General features: G+C 70.5%; 27 protein-coding genes. 14 read left to right on the top strand and 13 right to left on the bottom strand.

What is annotated here, in order from left to right; genetic code table 11:
- Positions 1-50: 50 nt before the first annotated feature.
- Together FB563_RS13100 and FB563_RS13095 are read right to left on the bottom strand one after the other, a co-directional pair.
- Positions 51-1,631, bottom strand: a complete 1,581-nt coding sequence (locus FB563_RS13100) for an ABC transporter permease (protein ID WP_055709831.1) — start codon at positions 1,629-1,631, stop codon at positions 51-53.
- On the bottom strand, positions 1,628-2,530 hold the full coding sequence (locus FB563_RS13095; protein ID WP_055709830.1) for an ABC transporter ATP-binding protein: 903 nt from the start codon (positions 2,528-2,530) through the stop codon (positions 1,628-1,630). The genes FB563_RS13100 and FB563_RS13095 overlap by 4 nt, the downstream gene beginning before the upstream one ends.
- Before the next feature lie 73 nt (positions 2,531-2,603).
- On the opposite strand from FB563_RS13095, the gene FB563_RS13090 reads away from it, so the two are divergent.
- Complete coding sequence (locus FB563_RS13090; RefSeq protein ID WP_055709829.1) at positions 2,604-3,092, top strand: GbsR/MarR family transcriptional regulator; 489 nt, start codon at positions 2,604-2,606, stop codon at positions 3,090-3,092.
- A gap of 118 nt (positions 3,093-3,210) precedes the next feature.
- On the opposite strand, the gene FB563_RS13085 is transcribed toward FB563_RS13090, so the two are convergent.
- Positions 3,211-4,722, bottom strand: coding sequence for an APC family permease (locus FB563_RS13085; protein WP_142218664.1), 1,512 nt, complete (start codon positions 4,720-4,722; stop codon positions 3,211-3,213).
- 209 nt (positions 4,723-4,931) lie between these two features.
- Between FB563_RS13085 and FB563_RS13080 the strand changes: the two genes are divergently transcribed.
- On the top strand, positions 4,932-5,531 hold the full coding sequence (locus FB563_RS13080; protein WP_142218663.1) for a Uma2 family endonuclease: 600 nt from the start codon (positions 4,932-4,934) through the stop codon (positions 5,529-5,531).
- On the opposite strand, the gene FB563_RS13075 is transcribed toward FB563_RS13080, so the two are convergent.
- Complete coding sequence (locus FB563_RS13075) at positions 5,523-6,356, bottom strand: diacylglycerol kinase family protein (protein ID WP_208766294.1); 834 nt, start codon at positions 6,354-6,356, stop codon at positions 5,523-5,525. The two genes, FB563_RS13080 and FB563_RS13075, sit on opposite strands and share 9 nt — an antisense overlap.
- Before the next feature lie 211 nt (positions 6,357-6,567).
- Between FB563_RS13075 and FB563_RS13070 the strand changes: the two genes are divergently transcribed.
- From FB563_RS13070 to FB563_RS13055, 4 genes are all read left to right on the top strand, one after another.
- Positions 6,568-7,851, top strand: coding sequence for an adenylosuccinate synthase (locus FB563_RS13070; RefSeq protein ID WP_055709977.1), 1,284 nt, complete (start codon positions 6,568-6,570; stop codon positions 7,849-7,851).
- A gap of 38 nt (positions 7,852-7,889) precedes the next feature.
- The gene (locus FB563_RS13065) at positions 7,890-8,102 is read left to right on the top strand and encodes a hypothetical protein (protein ID WP_055709978.1); all 213 of its coding nucleotides are present in this window, start codon (positions 7,890-7,892) and stop codon (positions 8,100-8,102) included.
- Positions 8,103-8,276: 174 nt separating this feature from the next.
- Positions 8,277-10,094 (top strand): bifunctional metallophosphatase/5'-nucleotidase, encoded by a 1,818-nt coding sequence (locus tag FB563_RS13060; RefSeq protein WP_055709979.1) that lies wholly within the window; start codon positions 8,277-8,279, stop codon positions 10,092-10,094.
- Complete coding sequence (locus tag FB563_RS13055; protein WP_079049101.1) at positions 10,058-10,426, top strand: ester cyclase; 369 nt, start codon at positions 10,058-10,060, stop codon at positions 10,424-10,426. Before FB563_RS13060 ends, FB563_RS13055 begins: the two co-directional genes overlap by 37 nt.
- Before the next feature lie 10 nt (positions 10,427-10,436).
- Here FB563_RS13055 and FB563_RS13050 read toward each other — a convergent pair whose 3' ends face one another.
- The 5 genes from FB563_RS13050 to FB563_RS13030 form a co-directional block, all read right to left on the bottom strand.
- Complete coding sequence (locus FB563_RS13050; protein WP_055709980.1) at positions 10,437-10,628, bottom strand: hypothetical protein; 192 nt, start codon at positions 10,626-10,628, stop codon at positions 10,437-10,439.
- On the bottom strand, positions 10,615-10,854 hold the full coding sequence (locus FB563_RS13045; protein WP_055709981.1) for a DUF6400 family protein: 240 nt from the start codon (positions 10,852-10,854) through the stop codon (positions 10,615-10,617). The genes FB563_RS13050 and FB563_RS13045 overlap by 14 nt, the downstream gene beginning before the upstream one ends.
- Before the next feature lie 75 nt (positions 10,855-10,929).
- Positions 10,930-11,580 (bottom strand): hypothetical protein, encoded by a 651-nt coding sequence (locus FB563_RS13040; protein WP_142218661.1) that lies wholly within the window; start codon positions 11,578-11,580, stop codon positions 10,930-10,932.
- Positions 11,581-11,621: 41 nt separating this feature from the next.
- Entirely contained in the window at positions 11,622-12,317 is a 696-nt protein-coding gene (locus FB563_RS13035; protein WP_055707541.1) for a GntR family transcriptional regulator, read from the bottom strand.
- 145 nt (positions 12,318-12,462) lie between these two features.
- On the bottom strand, positions 12,463-13,818 hold the full coding sequence (locus tag FB563_RS13030; protein ID WP_055707540.1) for an aspartate aminotransferase family protein: 1,356 nt from the start codon (positions 13,816-13,818) through the stop codon (positions 12,463-12,465).
- Between the two features lie 238 nt (positions 13,819-14,056).
- Between FB563_RS13030 and FB563_RS13025 the strand changes: the two genes are divergently transcribed.
- Positions 14,057-16,186: a serine/threonine-protein kinase gene (locus FB563_RS13025; protein WP_142218660.1), complete on the top strand. Its 2,130-nt coding sequence runs from the start codon at positions 14,057-14,059 to the stop codon at positions 16,184-16,186.
- A gap of 54 nt (positions 16,187-16,240) precedes the next feature.
- Here the strand turns inward: FB563_RS13025 and FB563_RS13020 are convergent, their stop codons facing one another.
- Positions 16,241-16,993 carry an SLATT domain-containing protein gene (locus FB563_RS13020; protein ID WP_142218659.1) on the bottom strand — a complete coding sequence of 251 codons (753 nt, stop codon included), beginning with the start codon at positions 16,991-16,993 and terminating at the stop codon, positions 16,241-16,243.
- A 276-nt stretch (positions 16,994-17,269) separates the two neighbouring features.
- On the opposite strand from FB563_RS13020, the gene FB563_RS13015 reads away from it, so the two are divergent.
- Genes FB563_RS13015 through FB563_RS13005 form a run of 3 tightly spaced genes read left to right on the top strand, consistent with a single transcriptional unit; the run spans position 17,270 to position 18,920 of the window.
- Positions 17,270-17,614: a YbaB/EbfC family nucleoid-associated protein gene (locus FB563_RS13015; protein WP_055705749.1), complete on the top strand. Its 345-nt coding sequence runs from the start codon at positions 17,270-17,272 to the stop codon at positions 17,612-17,614.
- Between the two features lie 51 nt (positions 17,615-17,665).
- On the top strand, positions 17,666-18,265 hold the full coding sequence (gene recR, locus FB563_RS13010; RefSeq protein ID WP_055705747.1) for a recombination mediator RecR: 600 nt from the start codon (positions 17,666-17,668) through the stop codon (positions 18,263-18,265).
- Positions 18,258-18,920, top strand: coding sequence for a DUF5063 domain-containing protein (locus FB563_RS13005; protein WP_055705746.1), 663 nt, complete (start codon positions 18,258-18,260; stop codon positions 18,918-18,920). The genes recR and FB563_RS13005 overlap by 8 nt, the downstream gene beginning before the upstream one ends.
- On the opposite strand, the gene FB563_RS13000 is transcribed toward FB563_RS13005, so the two are convergent.
- On the bottom strand, positions 18,871-19,308 hold the full coding sequence (locus FB563_RS13000) for a hypothetical protein (RefSeq protein WP_234357707.1): 438 nt from the start codon (positions 19,306-19,308) through the stop codon (positions 18,871-18,873). The genes FB563_RS13005 and FB563_RS13000 overlap by 50 nt on opposite strands.
- An 84-nt stretch (positions 19,309-19,392) precedes the next feature.
- Here FB563_RS13000 and FB563_RS12995 point away from each other — a divergent pair, with 84 nt between their 5' ends.
- The 4 genes from FB563_RS12995 to FB563_RS12980 all read left to right on the top strand — a co-directional run bounded on the left by FB563_RS12995 (position 19,393) and on the right by FB563_RS12980 (position 22,250).
- Complete coding sequence (locus FB563_RS12995; RefSeq protein ID WP_324615832.1) at positions 19,393-20,187, top strand: helix-turn-helix domain-containing protein; 795 nt, start codon at positions 19,393-19,395, stop codon at positions 20,185-20,187.
- On the top strand, positions 20,180-20,368 hold the full coding sequence (locus tag FB563_RS12990) for a DUF397 domain-containing protein (protein ID WP_142218658.1): 189 nt from the start codon (positions 20,180-20,182) through the stop codon (positions 20,366-20,368). Before FB563_RS12995 ends, FB563_RS12990 begins: the two co-directional genes overlap by 8 nt.
- 275 nt (positions 20,369-20,643) lie before the next feature.
- Positions 20,644-21,621 carry a hypothetical protein gene (locus FB563_RS12985; protein ID WP_234357578.1) on the top strand — a complete coding sequence of 326 codons (978 nt, stop codon included), beginning with the start codon at positions 20,644-20,646 and terminating at the stop codon, positions 21,619-21,621.
- A gap of 50 nt (positions 21,622-21,671) precedes the next feature.
- Positions 21,672-22,250 (top strand): Uma2 family endonuclease, encoded by a 579-nt coding sequence (locus FB563_RS12980; RefSeq protein WP_055704148.1) that lies wholly within the window; start codon positions 21,672-21,674, stop codon positions 22,248-22,250.
- Here the strand turns inward: FB563_RS12980 and FB563_RS12975 are convergent.
- The gene (locus FB563_RS12975) at positions 22,247-22,786 is read right to left on the bottom strand and encodes a hypothetical protein (protein WP_055704147.1); all 540 of its coding nucleotides are present in this window, start codon (positions 22,784-22,786) and stop codon (positions 22,247-22,249) included. The two genes, FB563_RS12980 and FB563_RS12975, sit on opposite strands and share 4 nt — an antisense overlap.
- Before the next feature lie 124 nt (positions 22,787-22,910).
- Positions 22,911-23,636, bottom strand: a complete 726-nt coding sequence (locus tag FB563_RS12970; protein ID WP_107100508.1) for a sulfite exporter TauE/SafE family protein — start codon at positions 23,634-23,636, stop codon at positions 22,911-22,913.
- Between the last annotated feature and the right edge of the window lie 23 nt (positions 23,637-23,659).

Raw genomic sequence — 23,659 nt, 5'->3', positions numbered from 1 at the left:
GCCGGCCACCACGCCCAGCCGGCCACCACGCCCAGCCGGCACCGGACCCCTCAGCCGGCCAGATCCCGCCGCCGCACCCCCGCAAGACCGCCGGCCACCAGCACCACGGCCAGACCCAGCAGGACCAGCACGGGCCCCCACTGCATCCCGCCACCCGGCAGCTTGGGCAGATGGCCGAACGGGGACAGGTCCAGCACCGCCCGCGGCACGTTCAGCGCGGGACCGATCCAGCCGATCAGCAGGGCCGCACCGGCCACGCCCCACGCCGCGACCGCGCCCCGCGGCAGGACGCCGTAGAGGAGGACGGCGACCCCGCCGATCACCCATACCGCGGCGACCTGGAGCAGGCACGCCCCCAGCACCGGGCCGATCTGCCGGCCGTAGCCGACGGCGAAGCCCAGGCCGGCCAGCAGCATCAGCAGGGCCGAGCCGCCGAAGGCGATCAGCAGGTGCCCGGCGGCCCAGCGCAGCCGGCCCACGGCCGCGGCCAGCACCGGTTCGGCCCGGCCGGAGGTCTCCTCACCGCTCAGCCGCAGCACGGAGGAGACGACGTAGAGCGCGGCGACCAGACCGAGCATGCCGGCCATCGCGGCCAGGAACGCGTCCGTCAGCCCCGAGTGGCCGCCCATCCGCTGGAAGATCTCCCGCGCCCCGGCGTTGTCGCCGACGAGCCTGGCCGCGCCGTCCGTCATCGCGCCGTAGACGACTCCGGCGAGGAAGAAGCCGGTCGACCAGCCGAGCACGCTGCCGCGCTGCAACCGCCAGGCCAGCGCGCCCGCCGTGCCGAGGCGCCCGGACGCCGGTCCCGGCCGGGTCGGCAGGAAGCTCATGCCGGTGTCCCGCCGCCCGGCCAACTCGTAGGCGGCCAGGCCCTGAAGGGCGGCGGCCGCCGCGAACAGCGGCAGCACCCACCAGCGTTCGGCCGCGAAGGCGCGCAGGTTCTCCAGCCAGCCCAAGGGGGACAGCCAGGTCAGTACCGACGAACCGTCGTCCGACGCCGAGTCGCCCGCCGCCCGCAGGACGAACGCCGCGCCCAGCACGGCCGCCGTCAGCCCCCGGGTCAGCCGGGCGCTCTCCGACAGCTGGGCCGCGATCGCCGCCACCGTGGCGAAGACCATGCCCGTGCCCGCCACTGCGAGCCCGAAGGCCAGGGCACCCCGGGCACCCTGTCCGGCCAGTCCCGCCGCGATCAGCACGCACAGCGCCGCGTTCGCGACGGCCGCCGCCAGCAGGGCCGCCGTGAGCGGGGCCCGGCGCCCCACCGTCCCGGAGGACAGCAGCTCCTGCCGCCCGCTCTCCTCCTCGTCCCGGGTATGCCGTACGACGACGAGCAGGCTCATGACGGCGGCGAGCGCGCCCGCGTACACCCCGACCCGCCAGGCCGTCAGCGCGCCCGGCGAGTCGTCGAAGACGGGGCCGACCATGGCGCGCAGGGAGGTGTTGCCGGCCATCTGGCGCATCAGGCCGGCACGGGCGGCGGGGGTGCCGTACAGGGTCTTCAGGGTGTTCGGCATGGAGAGGACCATCAGCGCGTTCACCGCGACCCAGGCGGGGATCAGCAGGCGGTCGCGGCGCAGGGCGAACCTCAGCAGGGTTCCCGTGCCCGCCAGTTGGGAGCCGCGCGGGGTCATACCGTCACCTCGTCCGGCTCGTCCTGGTAGTGCCGCAGGAACAGTTCCTCCAGCGTCGGCGGCGTCGAGGTCAGCGAGCGCACCCCGGAGGCGGTCAGCGAGCGCAGTACGGCGTCCAGTCGGTCGGTGTCCACCTGGAGCCGGACGCGGTGGCCCTGCACGTCGAGGTCGTGCACGCCCGGCAGACGGGCCAACCCGTCGGGCGGGCCGGCGAGTTCGGCGCTCACGCTGGTGCGGGTCAGATGCCGCAGGTCGGCCAGCGACCCGCTCTCCACCGTGCGCCCCTTGCGGATGATGCTGACGCGGTCGCAGAGCTCCTCGACCTCGCTCAGGATGTGCGAGGAGAGCAGGACGGTACGGCCGCGCTCCCGCTCCTCCTCCACACAGCGCTGGAAGACCTCCTCCATCAGCGGGTCCAGGCCCGAGGTCGGCTCGTCCAGGATCAGCAGGTCCACGTCCGAGGCGAAGGCGGCGACCAGGGCGACCTTCTGCCGGTTGCCCTTGGAGTAGGTGCGGCCCTTCTTCGTGGGGTCCAGCTCGAAGCGGTCGATCAGCTCGGCGCGCCGCCGCCGGTCCAGTCCTCCGCGCAGGCGGCCGTAGAGGTCGATGACCTCGCCGCCGGAGAGGTTGCGCCACAGCGTCACGTCACCGGGCACGTAGGCGATCCTGCGGTGCGCCTCCACCGCGTCCCGCCACGGGTCGCGGCCCAGCACCTGTGCGGCGCCCGCGTCGGCGCGCAGCAGGCCGAGCAGCACCCGGATCGTGGTCGACTTGCCGGCGCCGTTCGGACCGAGGAAGCCGTGCACCTCACCGGCCTCGACGTCCAGGTCGAGGCCGTCCAGTGCGCGCGTACGGCCGAAGGACTTGTGGAGTCCGGAGACCGTGATTGCCTTCGTCATGCTTCCGAACGTACGCTTCTTTCAGAAATTTGTGAAGTTACCGAAGTTCCCTAAGGGTGGGTACGGTTGGACCATGACGGATGCGGTGGGGCGAGACCCGGAGACGGTCTCCAAGTTCGTGGAGCACTTCGCGGCTCAGCTGGTCGAGGCGGGCGTACCGCGCATGCCGGCCCGGGTGTTCGCCGCGCTGCTCGCCTCCGACGACGGCACCCTGACCTCAGCAGAGCTGGGCGAACGGCTCAGGATCAGCCCGGCGGCCGTCTCCGGCGCGGTCCGCTACCTCGCCCAGGTCCACCTGGTCTCCCGCGAACGCGAGCCGGGCTCACGCCGGGAGCGGTACCGGGTGCACAGCGACCAGTGGTACGAGGCGCTCACCAACCGCGAGGCGATCATCAAGCGCTGGGAGGACGCCCTGCGGGAAGGGGTGGCAAGCCTCGGAGCCGACACCCCCGCGGGACGCCGGCTCGCCGAGACGCTGGACTTCTTCGAGTTCGTGGAGAAGGACGTGGCCGAGATGATGGAACGCTGGCGGGTGTACCGGGAGCGGAAGTACGGACGGTAGGGCCGTGCCCTGAAGGGGCGCGGGGCTCTGTCGACGTGCGGCTCCGCCGCGTGGGCGCGACCGGCCACGACGACGCCGCAGCCGAACGACGACCGAACCCGGCGCCCCCGGCGGAGCGTCAGCGCTCCTTGGTCTCCTCCAGCACCGTCCGCCCCAGCAGTGCGTACCGCTCGGGCGCCCGGCGCTTGAGGTACTGCGCGTAGCCCACGCCCGTCGCCGCGACCAGCGCCACCAGCCACGGCGTCGCCCTCAGCAGCAGTGAGCCGGACTCCGCGCCCGCCGCGACCCCCATGTTGGACACCAGCAGGACGACCACGCCGAGCATCGCGATGCCACCGACGAGCGGCGCGGTGAAGGTCCGGAACCAGTGGCGGCTCTCGGGGTGGTTCCTGCGGAAGTAGACGAGGACCGCGAAGGAGCACACGGCCTGCACGACCAGGATCGCCATCGTGCCGAGGATGGCCAGCAGGACGTAGAGCGCGTTGTACGGGTCCTTGCCCGCGATCCAGAACGCCGCGATCAGCACGGCGCTCACCACCGTCTGCACCAGCCCGGCGATGTGCGGCGAGCCGTGCCGGGCATGTGTCCGCCCGACGGTGTTCTTCAGCGAGGGCAGCACGCCTTCCCGCCCCAGGGCGTACAGATAGCGGGCGGCGCAGTTGTGGAAGGCCATGCCGCAGGCCAGCGAGCCGGTGATCATCAGCCACTGCATGACGTCGACGGCCCAGTGGCCGACGTACCGCTCGGTGGGGTTGAAGAACAGGGCGAGCGGATTGGCGGAGGAGGCCGCCTTCACCGCCTCGGCCTCACCGTTGCCGGTGATGGCCATCCAGGACACGAAGACGTAGAAGACGCCGACGCCCAGGACGCTGATCATCGTGGCCTTGGGGATGATCTTCTTGGGGTCGCGGGACTCCTCGCCGTACATCGCGGTCGACTCGAAGCCGACCCAGGACCAGAAGGCGAAGAAGAGCCCGAGCCCGGCGGACGTGCCCTTGAAGGCGTTGACCGGGTCGACCGGCGCGAGGCTGAACCCGTGCGGCCCGCCGCCGTGAAAGGCGACCGACACCGCCATCGCCGCCAGCACGGTCACCTCGGTCGCCAGCAGCGCCACCAGCAGCTTCTCGGCGACGCTGATCCCGAACCAGGTGCCGGTCGCGTTGATCGCCAGCATCAGGATCGCGAAGGCCCACCAGGGCAGGTGGATGCCCGTCTGGTCCTTCAGGGTCGTGGTCGCGAAGGTGGAGAAGATGCCGATGAGGGCGGGCTCGAAGACGACGTACGCGAAGGTCGCGAGCAGCCCGGAGGCGAGGCCGGCGGTCCGTCCGAGGCCGTAGGAGATGAACCCGTAGAAGGCTCCGGTCGACGTGATGTGCTTCGCCATCGACGTGAAACCGACGGAAAAGATTGCCAGGACGACCATTGCCACGAGATAACTCGCGGGCGCGCCGATCCCATTGCCGGACGACACCATGAAGGGCACGTTGCCGGTCATCGCGGTGATCGGCGCGGCGGTGGCGACGGCCATGAAGACCACCCCGAGCAGCCCCACGGCGTTGGGTTTGAGCCGGTGAACCGCTTCCCCGTCCCCTGTGTCGGCCGCTGGGGCGACGCCCTCGTCTATTGCCATCGGGTGGCCCCCTCCGTGTCGTGTCCCTGCGTCCTGGTGGGTCCTGATGGAGCAGGATGGTGCACGGAAGAGGGGCGCGGGAAGGGGTCGGCGCGGTTAAATATCTGTCACCGGACCATTGGACTATGACTTTCGGGATCTCTGCACGTGTGTGTGTTCATTCGGCTACGCTGAGTGGTGGCTGGTCGGCTTTAGAGGGAGGGCGCATCATGACGTTGATGACAGAGCAACCGACGATAAGCGGCGGCAAGCCCGACAGCTTCGAGGAACTGCTGGACATCCTCGACGAGCTGGACCTGCGCGATGGCTTCAAGGCCGAGATCTACAGGGGGAAAATCGTCGTGTCGCCGTGGTCGAAGGGGTACTACGCCCTGGTGATGAGGCGGGTCTGCGAACAGTTGCAGAGCTACCTTCCTCAGGGCCACCACCTCAGCGTCGGCCCGTTCCTCTTCGTCTTTCCGGGTGACGAGAGTGCGTACGGACCAGACATCCACGCGGCCCACGAGCGGGTCTTCGAAACGGATAGCAATCGTTTGGACGGCGAAGGGTTGTCCTTCGTCGCAGAGCTGACTTCTCCCGCGACCCGGGGCGACGACCTGACGGACAAGGTCGAGGTCTACGGACGGGCTGGAGTCCCCGTCTACTTGCTCCTCGACATGCAAAAGGAGCAGGCGACCGTCTTCTGGACGCCATCAGGAACGGGCTACGAGTCACACTGCACGCAGCCCTTCGGCGAGAAGCTCCACATCCCGGCGCCCTTCGACTGCACACTCGACACCACCGGCTTCCAGGCCCCCGCCTCACGCTGACGGCAGCACCAGCCCCCAAGCCCCCTCCGCCACCCGCCAAGTCCGTCGCCGTACCGGACCCGTCACCCCCGTGTCCGCCCGGTACCGGAAGTCCGCGCCGATCACGGTCACCGTCCGGCCGGAGGCCCGTACCGGGGTCGCCTCCGCGCCCACTGACAGGGGCCGTACCTCCACCTCCGCGAGTCCGCCCGTGCCCGGTGTGACCGACACGGCCTCGACGGGCTGGCCCAGGTCGACCACCGTCTCCCCGTCGACCTCGACCCGGAGCCGGGAGGGCCCCGGCGCCGGTACGGCGGAGAGCCGGGGCGGGCGCGGGGCGAGGGTGCGGACCAGGGAGCGGTACCAGGGTCGGCCGGGCCGGCCCGCGGAGACGGCCACCGGCTCGGCGACGGCCGCCCGGACCGGCGGCCCCGGCGGAATGCCCAGCCCGCTCAGCACTACCCCGTCGCTGTCGTCGACCAGCAGGTCCAGGCGCCGCTCGGCGCCGTCCAGCACGGCCCGCGCCGCCGCCACCGTGCCGCTGGGCACGCCCAGCGACTCGGCGAGCCCGGTGTCACCCACCGGGACCACCGACAGCGCGCATCCGGCCAGCTCGCGCGCCCGGTGCAGCACGGTCACGGCCCGTACCAGAGCGTGACCGTCGCCCACCACGACCGGCCGCCGCGCACCCCGTCGGCCCAGCGCGCGGGCGAATTCCTCCGGCCCGTCCGGCAGGCACACCTTGGTCGCCGCACCCGCGCTGAGCACGTCTTTCGCGATCCGTACGGACTCTCCGTCCGTCTGCCGTGCCGCCGGATCGATGATCACCAGCAGCTGTTCGGACATCGCGAAAGTCGCCACCTCGGTCCTGCCTCGCTTCCTCGGGTAGCATCTTTGTGCAAGAGCCCCTTGCGCTATTGCGCCAGGGGCTTCGTCTATTCCGGGGCATCCGGTCCGACGGTTGGCGACCAACGGCGGTCGCTGTGGTACGCGGCGGTGAACCTTACGCCCACGCCCCCGACCTTGGACATGCCCCGCCCGGAAGGGGTGTACGCGCGTGCCCGCACTTGTGCTGCTCGGTGCTCAGTGGGGTGACGAAGGCAAGGGAAAGGCGACCGACCTGCTCGGTGGCTCGGTGGACTATGTAGTGCGGTACCAGGGCGGCAACAACGCCGGCCACACGGTCGTCGTCGGCGACCAGAAGTACGCCCTCCACCTCCTCCCTTCCGGAATCCTGTCTCCCGGATGTACTCCGGTCATCGGTAACGGCGTCGTCGTCGACCCGTCGGTCCTGCTCTCCGAGCTGAGCGGTCTGAACGAGCGTGGCGTCGACACGTCCAAGCTCCTGATCAGCGGTAACGCGCACATCATCACGCCGTACAACGTGACCGTCGACAAGGTCACGGAGCGCTTCCTCGGAAAGCGGAAGATCGGCACGACGGGGCGCGGCATCGGCCCGACCTACGCCGACAAGATCAACCGCGTCGGCATCCGGGTCCAGGACCTGTACGACGAGTCGATCCTGACCCAGAAGGTCGAGGCGGCCCTCGACGTCAAGAACCAGATCCTGACCAAGCTGTACAACCGGCGCGCGATCGCCGTGAGCCAGGTGGTCGAGGAGCTGCTGGGCTACGCCGAGCAGATCGAGCAGTACGTCGCCGACACCGTCCTGGTCCTGAACCAGGCCCTGGAGGACGACAAGGTCGTCCTGTTCGAGGGCGGCCAGGGCACGCTGCTCGACATCGACCACGGCACGTACCCCTTCGTGACCTCCTCGAACCCGACCGCCGGCGGCGCCTGCACCGGCGCCGGCGTGGGCCCCACGAAGATCAGCCGGGTCATCGGCATCCTGAAGGCCTACACCACCCGTGTCGGCGCCGGTCCCTTCCCGACCGAGCTGTTCGACGAGGACGGCGAGGCGCTGCGCCGGATCGGCGGCGAGCGGGGTGTGACGACGGGCCGCGACCGCCGCTGCGGCTGGTTCGACGCCGTCATCGCCCGGTACGCCACCCGCGTCAACGGGCTGACCGACTTCTTCCTCACCAAGCTCGACGTCCTCACCGGCTGGGAGCAGATCCCGGTCTGCGTGGCGTACGAGATCGACGGCAAGCGGGTCGAGGAGCTGCCGTACTCGCAGACCGACTTCCACCACGCGAAGCCGGTCTACGAGATGCTCCCGGGCTGGTCGGAGGACATCAGCAAGGCCAAGTCCTTCTCCGACCTGCCGAAGAACGCCCAGAACTACGTCAAGGCGCTGGAGGAGATGTCCGGCGCCCCGATCTCCGCGATCGGCGTGGGCCCGGGCCGGGACGAGACGATCGAGATCAACTCGTTCCTGTAGGGGATCCATGTCCGTGGGTTCCGGTGGACAATCGAGGTATGAGCGTCCACCGGGACCTGCGGTGCCGGGGGCCCTACGGCGGTGAAGGTGCCGATGCCGAGGGCACGGACTGCCTGGATCCCGCGATCTTCGAGGTCAGCCGGTACCAGTTGCCCCCGCTGCACGTCTGCCCGGTGCATCTGGGCCCCTCCCTGCTGATGGCGAGCGGGGTGCTGTGGCCGCCGGAGATCAGGCTCATCGGCCGTATCTGACACCGGCTGTTTCCCCGGAGTTCGCACAGGGCGCGCACTGACCCATCCTTGACCTGGACATGGTCATTTCCTGGTTTTCCGGCAATCGTGGGCGCGAGCAGCATCTACGCGGGTAGCCTCCGCACTGCACCCGCCGCTGCTCGCCCCCCGTTCCAGCCACACCAGGAGCCCTGAATGCCCCTCAGTCCCATGAACCGCCGGGAGTTCGTGAAGAAGTCGGCCGTCACCGGGGCGGCGGTCGCCGCAGCCGGGACCGTCGGCACCGGCACCGCCCAGGCGGCCGAGCAGAAGCCGGACTGCCACCCGCGCACCTGGTCGTTCTCCATCCTCGGCACGACCGACCTGCACAGCCACGTCTTCGACTGGGACTACTACAAGGACGCCCCCTACACCGACAAGGCGGGCAACTCCGTGGGCGTGGCGCGCGTGGCCACCCTCATCAAGCAGCAGCGCGAGGCCAAGGGCGAGGACCACGTCCTCCTCGTGGACGCCGGTGACATCATCCAGGGCACCTCCCTGGCCTACTACTTCGCGCGCGTCGACCCCATCACGGGCACCGACGGCAAGAAGGGCCCCAAGCACCCGATGGCCGCGGCCATGAACCACATGCGCTACGACGCCGCCGCCCTCGGCAACCACGAGTTCAACTACGGCATCGACACGCTGCGCAAGTTCGAGAGCCAGTGCCACTTCCCGCTGCTCGGCGCCAACGCCCTCGACGCCAAGACCCTGCGCCCGGCCTTCCAGCCGTACACCGTGAAGCGCATCTGTGTGCCGGGCGCGCCGGACATCAAGGTCGGCATCCTCGGACTGACCAACCCCGGTATCGCGCTGTGGGACAAGGACAACGTCAGCGGGAAGATGGTGTTCCCGGGCCTGGTGGAGCAGGCGAAGAAGTACGTGCCGCGCCTGCGCGCCCTGGGCTGTGACGTGGTCTTCCTGACGGACCACTCGGGCCTGGACGGCTCGTCGTCGTACGGCGACGAACTCCCTTACGTGGAGAACGCGTCGAACCTGGTCGCCGAGCAGGTCCCGGGCATCGACGCGATCCTGGTGGGCCACACGCACGTCGAGGTCCCGTCCTACACGGTGAAGAACGCGGAGACCGGTGAGGAGGTCCTCCTCTCCGAGCCGTACTGCTGGGGCTACCGCCTCAGCGTCTTCGACTTCGAGCTCGAACTCCACCACGGCCAGTGGAAGGTGACGAGCAAGACGGCGCAGACGCTCAACCCCAAGGACGTGGACGAGGACCCGGAGATCAAGAAGCTCCTGGAGGCCGACCACGAGCTGGTGGTCAAGTACGTCAACACGGCGGTCGGCACGTGCACCGCGGACCTCTCGGCGGCGGACTCCTGCTGGAAGGACGTCCCGATCATGGACTTCATCCACAAGGTCCAGATGGAGAGCGTGAAGGCGGGCCTCTCCACGGCCGACGCCGCCCTCCCCCTGATCTCGGTCGCGGCCCCCTTCTCCCGCACGGCCGACATCCCCCAGGGCAACGTCACCATCAAGGACATCGCCGGCCTCTACATCTACGACAACACCCTGTACGGCAAGAAGCTGACGGGCGCCCAGCTCAAGGACTACCTGGAGTACGCGGCGAAGTACTACCACCAGGTCCCGGCGGGCACGAAGGTCGACACGGCGACGCTGACCAACGCCAACAACTTCTGGGACTACATGTACGACACGGCGGCGGGCGTCGACTACGAGATCGACATCGCGCAGCCGGAAGGGTCGAGGATCAAGAACCTCAGCTACAACGGCGCGGCGATCGCCGACGACCAGGTCTTCGTGGTCGCGGTCAACAACTACCGGGCGAACGGCGGTTCGGGCTACCCGCACATCGCTTCCGCCCCGATCGCGTACAGCTCGACAAACGAGATCCGGCAGTTGATGATCGACTACGTGACCGCGAAGAAGACCCTCGACCCGGCCGACTTCGCCGTCACCAACTGGAAGCTGACGCAGGCGGGCACGCCCGTCTTCTGAGCGGGCCGTCCGCCCGACGGACGAGGACGAGAACGGCGGACGAGCCGGGGGCGGCGTTCGAGGGCCTGCGCCGGCAGTCGGAGGCCCTCGCACCGCTCACCGTCCGGGTGGACGAGCTGATCGGCGAGGGCGACCGGGTGGTGGCCCGCGTGACCCAGCGGGGCGTCCACAGCGGGGCGCATCCGCGCATGCCGGAGCCGACCGGCCGGTCCTTCGAGATCGAGGCGATCTGGATCTTCACGCTGCGGGAGGGGAAGATCGCGGAGATCCGCGCGGTGAGCGACCGCCTCGGCCTGTTCGCACAGCTGGGCTGGCCGCTGCCCGAGGGCTGAGCCGGTCGCGTCAGGGGGTTGAGCGGGTGGCGCCGAAGTAGGTCTCGTGCGTCCAGACGTGGTGGCACGCGGGACACTGCAGGTGCAGCAGACTGCCGGTGTTGGAGAGCAGGTAGCGCCACCCGCTCCGGTCGTCGCAGTGCGGGCAGTCCAGCCCCCAGGCGCGCCGCGCCCGGTCGGCCTGCGGATCAAGCGGCAGCATCGCCGGGTTCCGCCGGGAGTACGCCGGCCGCCACCAGCTCGTCGTAGATCCGCTGCTGCTCGGCGTCCAGGCCGGAGTACAGCAGCGCCCGCGCCTCCTCCTCGCCCCGCAGCGCCGCCGCAGGGTCCCAGTCGGGGCCGAGGGCGGCCATGACGTGGGTGCGCCGGAGCATCTCGTGCGCGCTCAGGTCGACGCTGAATTCGAAGGCGGGGCCGTGGGGGGACATGCCATCGAACGTAGGACGGGCATTTCCCCCACGGCAAGAACAGGTGGGTGAAATCACACCGGGCTGAAGCGGCGCTCAGCTGAACACGATCATCGAGCCCTGGGCCAGTGAGCGCGTGGCTGCCGCGTGCAGGCCGAGCCACACGTGCCGTTCCCGGGCGAAGGGGCTGGGGTCGTACGGGGCCGGGACGGCCGGCTCCTCCAGTTCCGTGGGGGCCGTGGGAGGGGCCGGGGCGGCCGGGGGGTTGGCCGGGTCGATGCCGATCGAACCGGCGACGTACTCCAGCTCGCGCAGCAGCGTCTGGGAGGAGCCCAAGGGACCGCCGCCCGCCAGGAGTTCGTCGTTCGACAGGGGGTGCGGGAAGTCCACCGGGACGTACGCGCCCGCGTGGTCGTAGTGCCAGACCAGGTGGGACTGCTGGGCCGTCGACTCGAACATCTCCAGCAACTGCTCGTAGTCGCCGCCGAGTTCGTCGACCGGGGTCACCGGCAGGCCGCAGACCTGCAGCAGGTACGCGCGGCGCAGGAAGTGGAGGGCGTCGTAGTCGAAGCCGGCCACCGGGGCGACCTCGCCGGACAGGCCCGGCATGTACTGGTACACGGGCACCGGGGGGAGGCCGGCCGCCGCCAGTGCGTTGTTGTACTGCGCGAGTTCCTCGGCGAACGGGTTGTCCGGGGTGTGGCACAACACGTCCACGAGCGGTACCAGCCACAGGTCACAGGCCAAGAGAGCTCCTCATCAGGTGGTCTGGGAAGAGTACTGGTCATCTACCCGTTGGTCAGGTGTTCCAGCAGCTGAAGCGAATGGGCGTTGGACGCGGCGACGATGCCGCGGGCGGTGTCGGCCTCGCGGCGGGACAGCGCGTCGACCAGGTCCGTGTGCCCGGCCCACAGGCGGCCGCGCAGGTCGGGCAGGCGGAGCAGGTGCTGCACCGCGCACACCCAGGACTGCACGCGCAGGCGGTTGAGGAAGTCGCCGAGGTAGGGGTTGCCGAAGAGCGCGCTCAGCTCGCGCCAGAAGCGCAGGTCGTAGCCGATGAGGATGGTCAGGTCGCCGGCCGCGGCGGCCCGCGCGGCCTCCTCGCCGCGGCGCCGCACCGTGGTGAGCGCGGCCGTCGTACGCGGGTCCTCGGGCGGGGTGCGGAAGGCGGGGTGGCCGGTGCTGAGGGCCTGGAACATGCCGTCGGTGACCAGGCTGCGGGCCTCGATCATGTTCCGGTAGTCGGTGACCGAGTACTCCGGCACCCGGAAGCCGCGATGCTGGTCGGCCTCCAGGATGCCCTGCGCGGACAGGTCGACCAGCGCCTCGCGGACGGGGGTGGCGGAGACGCCGTACTGGTCGGCGATCTCCTTGACCGTGAACGCCCGGCCCGGCCGCAGCCGCCCCGCGAGCACCTCGTCACGGAGCGCGTCCGCGATCTGCTGGCGCAGGGTGCTGCGTGTCACGGCGCCGTTGCCGGGCATGGTCGGGGCCTCTCGTCGCGTGTCCGGTGACGTACTCGTACGTACTCGTTACTCGCTGTCGCCGGGCGGCGTCTACGCGAGTATCTACCTGTACGAGCACGCCACCTTACGCGTTCGGATCGCCCCGGCGGCAGCCGTCGTACCGCTACGCCGTGTGCTCGTCGGCCACGCTCAGAGCGGCGTCGAGGGCGGCGAGGCCCTCCTTGAGCTCGGCCTCGGTGACATTGCACGGCGGGACCACGTGGGTGCGGTTCATGTTCACGAAGGGCCAGACGCCGTGCTGCTTGGCGGCGGCCGCGAACGCGGCCATCGGGGCGTTCGCCTCGCCCGCCGCGTTGTACGGCACCAGCGGCTCGCGGGTCTCGCGGTTCTTCACGAGGTCCAGTGCCCAGAACATGCCGACGCCGCGCACCTCGCCGACGCTTGGGTGGCGCTGGGCCAGGTCGGCGAGGGCCGGGGCGAGGACGGTCTCGCCGAGGCGCTTCGCGTTCTCCACCACGCCCTCCTCCGCCATCACGTTGATCGTGGCGACGGCGGCGGCGCAGGCCAGCGGGTGCCCGGAGTAGGTCAGACCGCCGGGGTAGGGGCGCTTGCCGAAGGTCGCGGCGATCTCCTGGGAGATGGCGACACCGCCGAGCGGCACGTAACCCGAGTTCACACCCTTGGCGAAGGTCATCAGGTCGGGTACGACACCGAAGAGATCGGCGGCGAACCACTCACCCGTGCGCCCGAAGCCTGCCATGACCTCGTCCAGGACGAAGACGATGCCGTGGCGGTCGCAGATCTCGCGGACCCCGGTCAGGTAGCCGGGCGGCGGCACCATGATTCCGGCCGTGCCGGGGATGGTCTCCAGGACGATCGCGGCGACGGTCCCCGGCCCCTCGAAGGCGATCGTCGTCTCCAGGTGCTCCAGGGCGCGCGCGGTCTCCTGCTCCTCGTTCTCGGCGTAGAAGCGGGAGCGGTAGAGGAAGGGCGCCCAGAAGTGGACGACTCCCTGCGTGCCGCTGTCGCTCGCCCAGCGGCGCGGGTCGCCGGTGATGTTGACCGCCTGCTGGGTGCCGCCGTGGTACGAGCGGTAGGCCGAGAGCACCTTGGGGCGGCCCGTGTGCAGCCGGGCCATGCGCACCGCGTGCTCGACGGCGTCGGCGCCGCCGTTGGTGAAGAAGATCTTGTCCAGGTCGCCGGGGGTGCGCTCGGCGATCAGCCGGGCCGCCTCCGAGCGCGCCTCGATCGCGAAGGCGGGCGCGAAGGTCGTCATCTTCGCCGCCTGCTCCTGGATGGCCGCGACGACCTTCGGGTGCTGGTAGCCGATGTTCGTGTAGACGAGCCCGCTGGTGAAGTCCAGGTACCGCTTGCCGTCGTAGTCCCAGAAGTACGACCCCTCGGCGCCGGCGACGGCGAGCGGGTCGATGAGGTCCTGGGCGGACCAGGAGTGGAAGACGTGCGCGCGGTCCGCGGCCTTGACTGCGGCGCCGGCGTCGGGGTTGGGCTGAGGGGTCATGCGGGTGAGGGTAAATGTCCGCGATGCGGAAGCGACATCGGCGTCTTGTTCCGTGGACGAGGGGTTTCTGCGACAGGTTGTCGACACTCCCAGCAGTCGTGGACGAGCTGGGTATGCCTGTTACGGAACCGTAGGCGGCGGGCCGCGCGACTCCTTCAGGGGCCGGACTATTCTCGGTCTGTTGCACACGTATGCGATGTGTGTCCAGGGGTGTGTGCAGGGGGAGGGCGGGGCGGCCATGGACAAGCTGGGGGCGGGGGATCCGCAGCGTATCGGGGGCTACCGGCTGCTGGCGCGGCTGGGCGCGGGCGGCATGGGGCACGTGTATCTGGCCCGGTCGGACCGGGGCCGTACCGTCGCCGTGAAACTGGTCCGCGAGGAGCTCGCCGAGCAGGAGGAGTTCCGGGCGCGGTTCCGGCAGGAGGTGCAGGCCGCGCGGCGGGTCGGCGGGTACTGGACCGCGCCCGTGCTGGACGCGGACACCGAGGCGGCGGTGCCATGGGTCGCCACCGGGTACGTCGCCGGGCCCAGCCTGCAGCAGGTGGTCGGCCACGACCACGGGGCGCTGCCCGAGCGGTCGGTACGGATCCTCGCGGCGGGGCTCGCGCACGCGCTGAAGGACATCCACGCGGCGGGGATCGTGCACCGGGACCTGAAGCCGTCGAACGTGCTGGTCACCATCGACGGTCCGCGTGTCATCGACTTCGGGATCGCGCGGGCGCTGGAGACGACCTCGCTGGGCGGCGAGGGGCTCACCCGGACGGGGTCGCTGGTCGGGTCGCCTGGGTTCATGGCGCCCGAGCAGGTGCGGGGGGACCGGATCACGCCCGCGTGCGACGTCTTCTGCCTCGGGTCGGTGCTGGCGTACGCGGCGACGGGGGCGCTGCCGTTCGGGACCGCCAACAGTGGGGTGCACGCGCTGATGTTCCGGATCGCTCAGGAGGAGCCGGATCTGTCGGGGGTGCCGGAGGGGATCGCCGACCTGGTGCGGGAGTGCTTGCGCAAGGAGCCGGGGGGCCGGCCTTCGCTGGACGCGATTCTGGAGCGGACGGGGGCGGAGGACACCGTGGCCGGGGGGCGGTCTCGGGATCCCTGGCTGCCGGGGGCGCTGGTCGCGCAACTCGGGCGTCATGCCGTGCAGTTGCTGGAGGTCGAGGATCCGGAGGGGGACGGGTCCGTTTCGTCTTCGTCTGCGGGTGCGAGTTCTGGTGCGGGTGCGGGTGCGGGTGCAAGTGCGGGTACGTCGGGGGGCACCCGGCCTTCGGCCGGGTCCGGGTTCCCACCCGCACCACCCGTGCAGGCATCGTCGTCGGGTGCGGGTGGCCCTGGTGGGGCGGATTCGCCGTCGGCGGCCGCGGGTGGTGGCGGTGGGGGTGCCGCGCCGGTTGCGGGTGTGGGTGGTGCCCGTGGGGGTGCCCCGGGTGCCGGTGGTGGGGACGGTGTCGTGGCGGCCGAGCATGGTGCCGTTGCCGATGAGGGGAGCGGGCCGGGGGCCGGGGGTGGGGTGAATCATCTGCCGACCGTTGTCGCGGGGCAGACTCCGCCGCCGGGGGCGCCGCCGGTGCCGCCGGGGTTCGGCGGCGCGCCGGGGGCGTACGGGTATGCGCAGCAGCATCCTCAGCCTCAGCCGTACGCGCAGTCGGGCGGCGCCTATGGCTATCCACAGCAGGGCGGGGCCGGGGCGTGGGGCGGGGCCCAGCAGCCGTACCACGCCTATGGCGGCGGGATCGGGTCCACGCCGCCGTACGGGCCGCCGCCTGTCGGTGGGGCGCGGGAACCGGAGCGGCGCAGCGGGCGGTCGACCGCGCTGCTCGTCGTGATCGCGCTGGTGGTGGCGCTGGGCGCGGGCGGCTCGGTGTACGCGTTGATGAGGAACGGCGGCGGGGGCGACAACAAGGGCGGCGGGACCGTCAGTCCGGCGCCCACCGTCAGCGGCTCCGGCACCTCGGGGGCGCCCAGCACGGCGGGGCCGACGCCGTCCGCCTCCGACTCCGCCTCCGCCTCCTCGGACGGGGCGATTCCGGCCGGCTACCTGGGGACCTGGGAGACGACCATCGACAACGCCAACGGGACCAACACCCGCCAACTGACCATCCGGCAGGGCGAGGTGGGGCAGAGTGTGCTGACGCTGGTCGCGGACGGACCGACGGACGGCGGTGGCACGTACCACTGTGTCTTCGACGCCAAGCTCGCCGAACAGCCCGGTGCCGACGGGCCGTTGGAGATCGGGCCGTCCACCGTCACCAGTGGTGATCCCGCCTCCTCCTGCACCCCGGGCGAGGCCACCGAGGTCACCCTGCTGCCGGACGGCCGGCTGAGGCGGGCGAAGGCGGGCGGCGGGGAGAGCCTGACGTACACCAAACAGTAGGCTCGGCGGCCCCCCTGCCGGCACCGGCGCCGGTGAGCGAAACCCCTTCGGTGCCTAGCGCGGCTCGGGCGGTCGCTGCCGGGGCATGTTCGGGCGGGTTCCGTTGGCGGGCGGGAGCGGGTAGCGGGCTGTCGCGGCGCCGGGCTCCTGGCGTGGCGCGTAGCCGGCCACCGCCGCCTGCATGCCCAGGGGGGCGGAACCCGTGCGGAACTCGACCATCCAGTGCGTCGTCTCCACGCGCACCAGTTCCGTGACGTCCTCCGCGCAGCGCCGCAGCACCCCCAGGCACCGCTCCGCCGCCTCGCCGGCCGTGCCCTCCGCCGGGCCCAGCACCTCCCGGATGCTCTCGGACGCCCAGTCGAACTGCAACGCCTGCAGCCGCCGCTGTACCGCCTGCGCGGTGGCCACGTCCCTCATCCAGCCGGACGTCACGCCGAAGAACCGGTCGACGCCGACGCAGCCGACGGCGAGCAGCAGCGCGAGACAGCCCCAGGGCGCGACCCCGTGGGCCGCACCGGTGAGGTCCAGCAGGGGCAGCGCCGCCCCGGCCGCCACCCCCGCCGCCGCGCCCGAGCGCAGGATCCGGGCGGCACGCCGCTTCCACACCCGGTCCCGCAGATACCAGGACGCCGTCTGCAGTGCGCCGTGCTCCACCCACCGGTACAGCTCGTCGAGCCGTTGGGCCGGCTCGCCCCAGTCGCCGAGCGGGAAGGCCCGCCCGGTCAGATCGCCCGGCCGCAGCCCGGCCGCACCCTCGCCCCGCCCGTCCTGAGGCGGACCCTCGGGCTGCATCTCCGGCTGACCCACCCGGCACTCCCTACTGATCCCTGCTGACACCTGATCACGACCGGTCACTTTGCGTGACACCCCATGCGGATTCCATGCCGATTCCATGCCGACGCGCGGCACCCTTCCTACCGCCCAATGGGTGGCGAAGAAGGAGCTTTCCCGACTTTTCCGCCCGGAAGAGGGCCTTGATCAGGTATAGGCCTGCCGTACTTCTCACTCGAAAGAGTGGCGGGGCGACGCGCGCGTGGACCACGTAGGCTCATGCTCAAGAAGAAGAACGCAGAGGAGCTGATCGTGATCCCCGGTGGTGGCCAGCCCAACATGCAGCAGTTGCTCCAGCAGGCCCAGAAGATGCAGCAGGATCTCCAGCGGGCCCAGGAGGAACTGGCGAACACGGAGGTCGACGGGCAGGCGGGCGGAGGCCTGGTGAGGGCCACCGTGACCGGCGCCGGCGAGCTGCGCGCGCTGAAGATCGACCCGAAGGCGGTCGACCCGGAGGACACCGAGACCCTCGCCGACCTGATCGTGGCGGCCGTACAGGCGGCCAACGAGAACGCCCAGACGCTGCAGCAGCAGAAGCTCGGCCCGCTGGCCCAGGGGCTCGGCGGCGGCACGGGCATCCCCGGTCTGCCGTTCTGAGGCCGGGCCAACTACGGTACGTACCGAAAGGTCTTAAGGAAGGGCAGTCCGGTGTACGAAGGCGTGGTCCAGGACCTCATCGACGAGCTGGGGCGGTTGCCCGGCGTCGGTCCCAAGAGCGCGCAGCGGATCGCCTTCCACATCCTGCAGGCGGAGCCGACGGACGTGAAGCGGCTCGCGCATGCGCTCCTGGAGGTCAAGGCGAAGGTCCGCTTCTGCGCGACCTGCGGCAATGTGGCGCAGGAGGAGCTGTGCAACATCTGCCGTGACCCGCGCCGCGACCCCTCGGTCATCTGCGTGGTCGAGGAACCCAAGGACGTGGTCGCCATCGAGCGCACCCGTGAGTTCAGGGGCCGCTACCACGTCCTCGGCGGCGCCATCAGCCCGATCGAGGGCGTCGGTCCCGACGACCTGCGTATACGAGAACTTCTCGCGCGGTTGGCCGACGGGACGGTCACGGAGCTGATCCTGGCGACGGACCCCAACCTGGAGGGCGAGGCCACGGCCACCTACCTCGCCCGCATGATCAAACCCATGGGCCTGAAGGTCACCCGCCTGGCCAGCGGCCTCCCGGTGGGTGGCGACCTGGAATACGCGGACGAGGTCACCCTCGGCCGCGCCTTCGAGGGGAGACGACTCCTAGATGTCTGACGCCACACTGCACGCGACCGGTCACAACCCGGACGATTTCGCGGTCCAGATCGCGGACCAGATCGAGAGCTTCCTGGTGGCCGTCACGGAGGTGGCGAGGGGCGACGAGCCCGGCTCGACCGTCCCCTTCCTCCTCCTGGAGGTCTCCCAGCTCCTGCTGGCCGGCGGCCGCCTGGGCGCCCACGAGGACATCGTGCCCGACGAGCGCTACGAGCCGGACACGGGCCCGGACCCGGACGTGGACGGCCTCCGCGAGAACCTCGCCCGTCTCCTGGAGCCGGTCGACGTCTACTCCGAGGTCTTCGACCCGTACGAGCCCCGCAAGGCGCCGGTGCCGGCCCGGATCTCCGACGACCTCGCCGACGTCATCACCGACCTGCGCCACGGCATGGCCCACTACCGCGCGGGCCGCACCACGGAGGCCCTGTGGTGGTGGCAGTTCTCCTACTTCTCCAACTGGGGCCCCACGGCCTCCGCCGTCCTGCGCGCCCTGCAGTCGGTCCTCATCCACGTCCGTCTCAACCAGCCCCTGGAAGAACTGGACGGCCTCGACACCGACCAGTCCGACATGGGCGACGAGACCCTGGAGTTCGAGGCGGGCCGCGTCATGGCCCAGGAGATCGGCGGCCCGCTGGGGATGCGCCCGGCGAAGTGACCCCGAGCAGCGCCTCCGCGTCGACGTACGGCGCGGTCGGCGTCGGCTCGCTGTACCAGCGCAACGGCCAGGTCTCGCCCTCCAGCGCGGGAACACCGACGTACGTGACGGTCGTCCGGTCGATGCGCCGCCCGAAGTGCTGGACGCCGAGCGGCCAGTCGTAGCGGTGTACGACCCCGGGCGCCAGCAGGAAGTACACCCACCGCGTCCCGCTGCCGCCCGCGCACACGATGGGCCCGGCGTCCCCGTCCCCGCGCTCGATCAGCCAGTCGGCGACGGCCTCGCCCCGTCTCCCCTCGATCCGCACGGCGTCGAAGTGCACACCGGCCACGCGGAGTCGGTGCCCACGGGCGGGGACCCAGGCGGGCCGGTGAATTCCGTTCGTCATGGTCACACAGTGGCGCCGGCGCGGCTACCCTCGGTAGTGACCCAGGTGCTACACGCCGAGCTGTACCCGTCGGAGGTGCGTACGGTGTCCCAGTCGCCGCCGATGTGGCGCTTCAGCGGTAACCAGATGAAACGCTGGCGCAGCAAGGCCAACGTCAGCCGCGAGCAACTGGCCGCCGCCTCCAACTACTCCACGGACACCATCAAGGCGATGGAACAGGGGGTGCGGATGCCGACGCCCCGAGTCCTGGACGTGGCGGACGAGATGTGCGGGGCGGAGGGGATGCTGAGTGCGGCGAAGGACTACTTGCAGCGCGAGAAGTTCCCGAAACGGGCGCAGGACTTCATGGAGCGGGAGAAAGAGGCGATCAGTTTCTGGTCGTACGAGGCCGGCCTGATCCCCGGGCTGTTGCAGACGAACGCGTACATGCGGAGCCTGATCGAGAGCCATGTTCCGCCCTTGGACGAGGCGACGGTGGAGCAGCGGATCACGGGCAGGATGGAACGGCAGGCCATCCTGGATCGCACGCCACCAGTTGCCTTTGCCTTCACCCTCTACGAGGCTGCTCTACGCCTCCCCTTGGTGGACGACGCACAGCTCCGTCACCTGCTGGCGATGTCGGAGCTGAGAAACGTCGTGTTGCAGGTGCTGCCGTTCGAACGAGCCGTCTCCATCGCGGGAATGGGGCCCATGATCTTGCTGGAGACCGTCAGCCATGAACGGTTCGCCTACACGGAAAGTCAGTTCATCAGTGACCTGTCGGCGGATCCTGACGTTGTTCGGCGGGTGACCGAGCGGCTTAGCATGCTTCGTGCCCAGGCCCTCAGTCCTGCTGAATCGACCCGGTTTCTCGAACGGATGATGGAGCGCCATGGCTGACCAGCTGAAGTGGTTCAAGTCGAGTTACAGCGACTCCGAAGGAGCCGCCTGCGTCGAGGTCGCCCCCACCCCCACGACCATCCACATCCGCGACTCCAAGACGGCCCCCACCGGCCCCGAACTCCACCTCCCCGCCCCCGCCTGGTCGGCGTTCATCGCCGCACTCCAGCCCGGGGCTTGAGCCTCGGGCCTCGAGCCCTTCCCCTGGGTTTTGGGCTTGGTTGAACCTCCCAACCAACCAAGTCTGTAGGTGAGTTGGGTGGGTCTAGCCCGAAAGAGTGACGTTCCGTGATCAGCTTGCGCCGGAACGTAAAGCGCCTCTAGTTTCGCGGCAATAGATCGGCCCCGGTCGGTGCGCCAACACCGGCTCCGGGGCCTGGACCTACTCATCGAACGGAACCTTCGATGGTGGCTTACGCCTACCCTAGCCCCGCCCTGCCGTCCCCGTCCCACCCCATGGCCAAAACGGGTTACGGCAAACGCTCCGCCGGTGACGAAGACCCGCACGCGGACGCGGACTTCGCACACCTGAGTGGACGTGAACGCGACCTCGCCATCTTCATGGACCGTCTCCAGGACGGCCATGCGGCGGGTTACAAGGCGATCGCCGCTGTGCACCCGGTCTACGGCCAGCAAGCGGTGCGCGTCGCACAGGGACACCTCAGTCGCGCCGGGCACCTGCACCGGATCAGGGAGCACATCACCCTCGAAGACAACTCGATGCGGTGGGTCACGCGGACGTACTGGTCGCGTACTCCCAGGTCGGTGGAGTGGTGGCGGGAATTCGCGCGGTCGCGCAACGGCAGGATCGTCACCGACGACCACTGCGACGGACTGGCCCACGTCGAGGAGGCCGAGCGGACGCCCCCGGAGGCCGAGGCCGTCCAGGCGCCGGACGACGGGCCACAGAGCACCGTGGCGTACCGGACGCTGGCGGAAGTTCGTGAAACAGACCGCCGTATGCCGCTGTCCGAATCCGACTGCCGGTCTCTCGAATCCCTCGCCGCCGAGTGGCTGGCGCGCGGCTCGACTCCCGAGGACATCACCCGCGCCCTCACCGCCGGACTTCCCCACCCCGTGACCAACCCGGGCGGACTCGCCCGCAATCGACTGGAGAAGCAGATGCCGCCGAAAAAGGCCAAAGTGCGTCAGAAGAGGACCCGGCTCCGTGGTCGCGTCGATCGGGTCTTGATCGCCTGCGCCACATGCGACGAGGACGAGCGGACCGTGGAGATCGTCGGCGGGGTGTGCCGGGCCTGCCGGGTGGAGCTCGGGCTGGACACGCCCGACGGGGAGCCGATCCCGCCCGTGCCGGAGACGTTTCTCGCCGGGCCGATCCCCAGTGCGGAGGAGGTGCACCGTTGGGCGGCCCAGGTGCGGGCGGCGGGTGGATTGCGCTCGCCCGGAGGCAAGGCGCTGTGGGAGGGCGTATGAGCGTGCAGGACGCCCCGGTCAGGGCACCATGGAGTCGAGGAGGCGACGCCATGAGCCGCAGGACCGAGGACCGGCCGCAGATGACTGCCGAGGAGTTCGAGGAGCTGGAACGCCATGCCCCGGAGACCGTGTGGCTGGAGTTCGTGAACGGGAAGGTCGTCGTAAAGCCCATGCCGGACGGCAATCACAGCGAGATCTACATGTGGCTCCTGGAACGCTGCATGCAGCTGCGACCGGACCTGCGGCTCCATCCCGAGCGGGGACTCAAGACCGAGGCGTATCGCAAGGGGCGGGCTCGCGCCGATGGCGTACTCGTCCCCAAGGGCAGTCTCAAGGGCAAGGGCGAGTGGTCGGAGGCCACCGGCGTGCTGATGGCCGTGGAGATCACCTCGTGGGATTCCGACACGGCACGTCGAGACCGCGTCGAGAAGCCCGACGGCTACGCCGCCGCCGGTATCCCCGTCTACCTCCTCATCGACCGTGACGACTGCTCGGTCGTGGTGTTCAACCAGCCCGAGGACGGCCGCTACCGGCACGAGGAGAAGCTGCCCTTCGGCGCCTCCGTCAAGCTCCCCGACCCCGTGAACATCACCCTGGACACGGAGCCGCTCAAGGAGTTCGGCGATTAGACGCGGTTCCGGGTGAGGACGAGTCCGGCTACGGCCGCTGCGGCAAGGGTCCAGCACAGCATGCCCGCCGCCAGGTAGCCGGAGGCGGTCGTCGTGGTGAAGGACAGTGCAGCGAGCGTGGCGAGGACGGCGCAGGCGCGGGGCAGGCCGCCGGCTGTCCAGGCCTTCTGGAGGAAGGCGTTGGTGCGCCAGGCGTGAACCGCGATGAGCACCATGACCGCGATCATGACAGCGGCGAGGGCCGGGGAGAAGCCGTACGTCCGGTGGAACAGCGCGGGACGCTCCCACCCCTTCGACGCCGTCAGGTGAACGATCCCCTTGATCAGTGTCACCGGCCCGATCACCGCGAACACACCACCGATCAGGCGACTCCGCCACACCTTCCCGCCCACGCCCCGCCGCAGTTCGATCCACTCCAGGATGCCGCGCGGATTGATCAGCGCCACCCAGCCGATGACCGTGGCCCCCAGACCCCATGCCAGGTCGAACAGCGCCGACTCCGGCTCCGGCATCCGCGCCGACGCGAGTGTGTACATCCCTCGTCCCTCCCGAAGCGGCGGCAGGCGAGCACACCGGCAGCGCAGTGTGACGCCGTGCGTGGGTCCTGCACCACGCTTGACGAGGGGATTTGACGCGATCTTGACGTCTTTCGGGGCTGCGTCAGCCCGGCCACACCCCCCACAGCCCCTTCGTCATCGCCGTCGCCCCGCCCGCCAGGGCCAGCAGGAGGACCAGGTGGCGGGCCCGGTGCTCGGGGATGCGGCCGGCGATGGTGTGGCCGATCACCGCGCCGGTCGTCATCGCGGCGCAGACGGCCGCCCATTGCGCGCCGGTCATGCGGGGCGTGCCGTTCGCGGCGATGGAGAACGCGTTGACGGCGACGCCGTAGAACTGGGCGTTGGGGACGAATTCCCGTACCGTCCAGCCCGCGTTGAGGGCGTACAGGGACACCGGTGGGCCGCCGACGCCCGCCGCCGCGTTCATGAAGCCGCCCAGCGCGCCGGCCGTCACCGCTCCTCTGCCGCCCCGCAGGGACGGTATCCGGGCGCCGCGCATGACCAGGAGGACTGCCGCCGTCACCAGGGCGCCCATCACCAACAGCAGGGCGGGACGTGGGAGTTGGCGGGTCGTCCAGGCGCCCGCCGGGACCGTGCAGGCGGCCGCCAGGCAGAGGGGGACCATCGCCGCGGGGCGGACGCGGCGCCAGCCGCCCGCCAGGCCCACGACGCTGATGGCGCCGGCGGCGCAGTTGGCGAGCACCACGCCGTCGGCGGGGCCGAGCAGCAGGACCAGCGCCGGGACGGCGACCAGGGCGAAGCCCATACCGGTCAGCCACTGCACGCATCCGCCGAGCAGGACGATCCCGGCCAGCAGCATCTCCGTCATGGCGCTCCCCCGATAGTGGTTGA

The organism is Streptomyces puniciscabiei (assembly GCF_006715785.1).
In the GTDB taxonomy this organism is placed as follows: Bacteria; Actinomycetota; Actinomycetes; order Streptomycetales; family Streptomycetaceae; genus Streptomyces; species Streptomyces puniciscabiei.
Note: the sequence above shows the minus strand (reverse complement) of the source record. Positions and strands in the feature narration are given on the sequence as shown.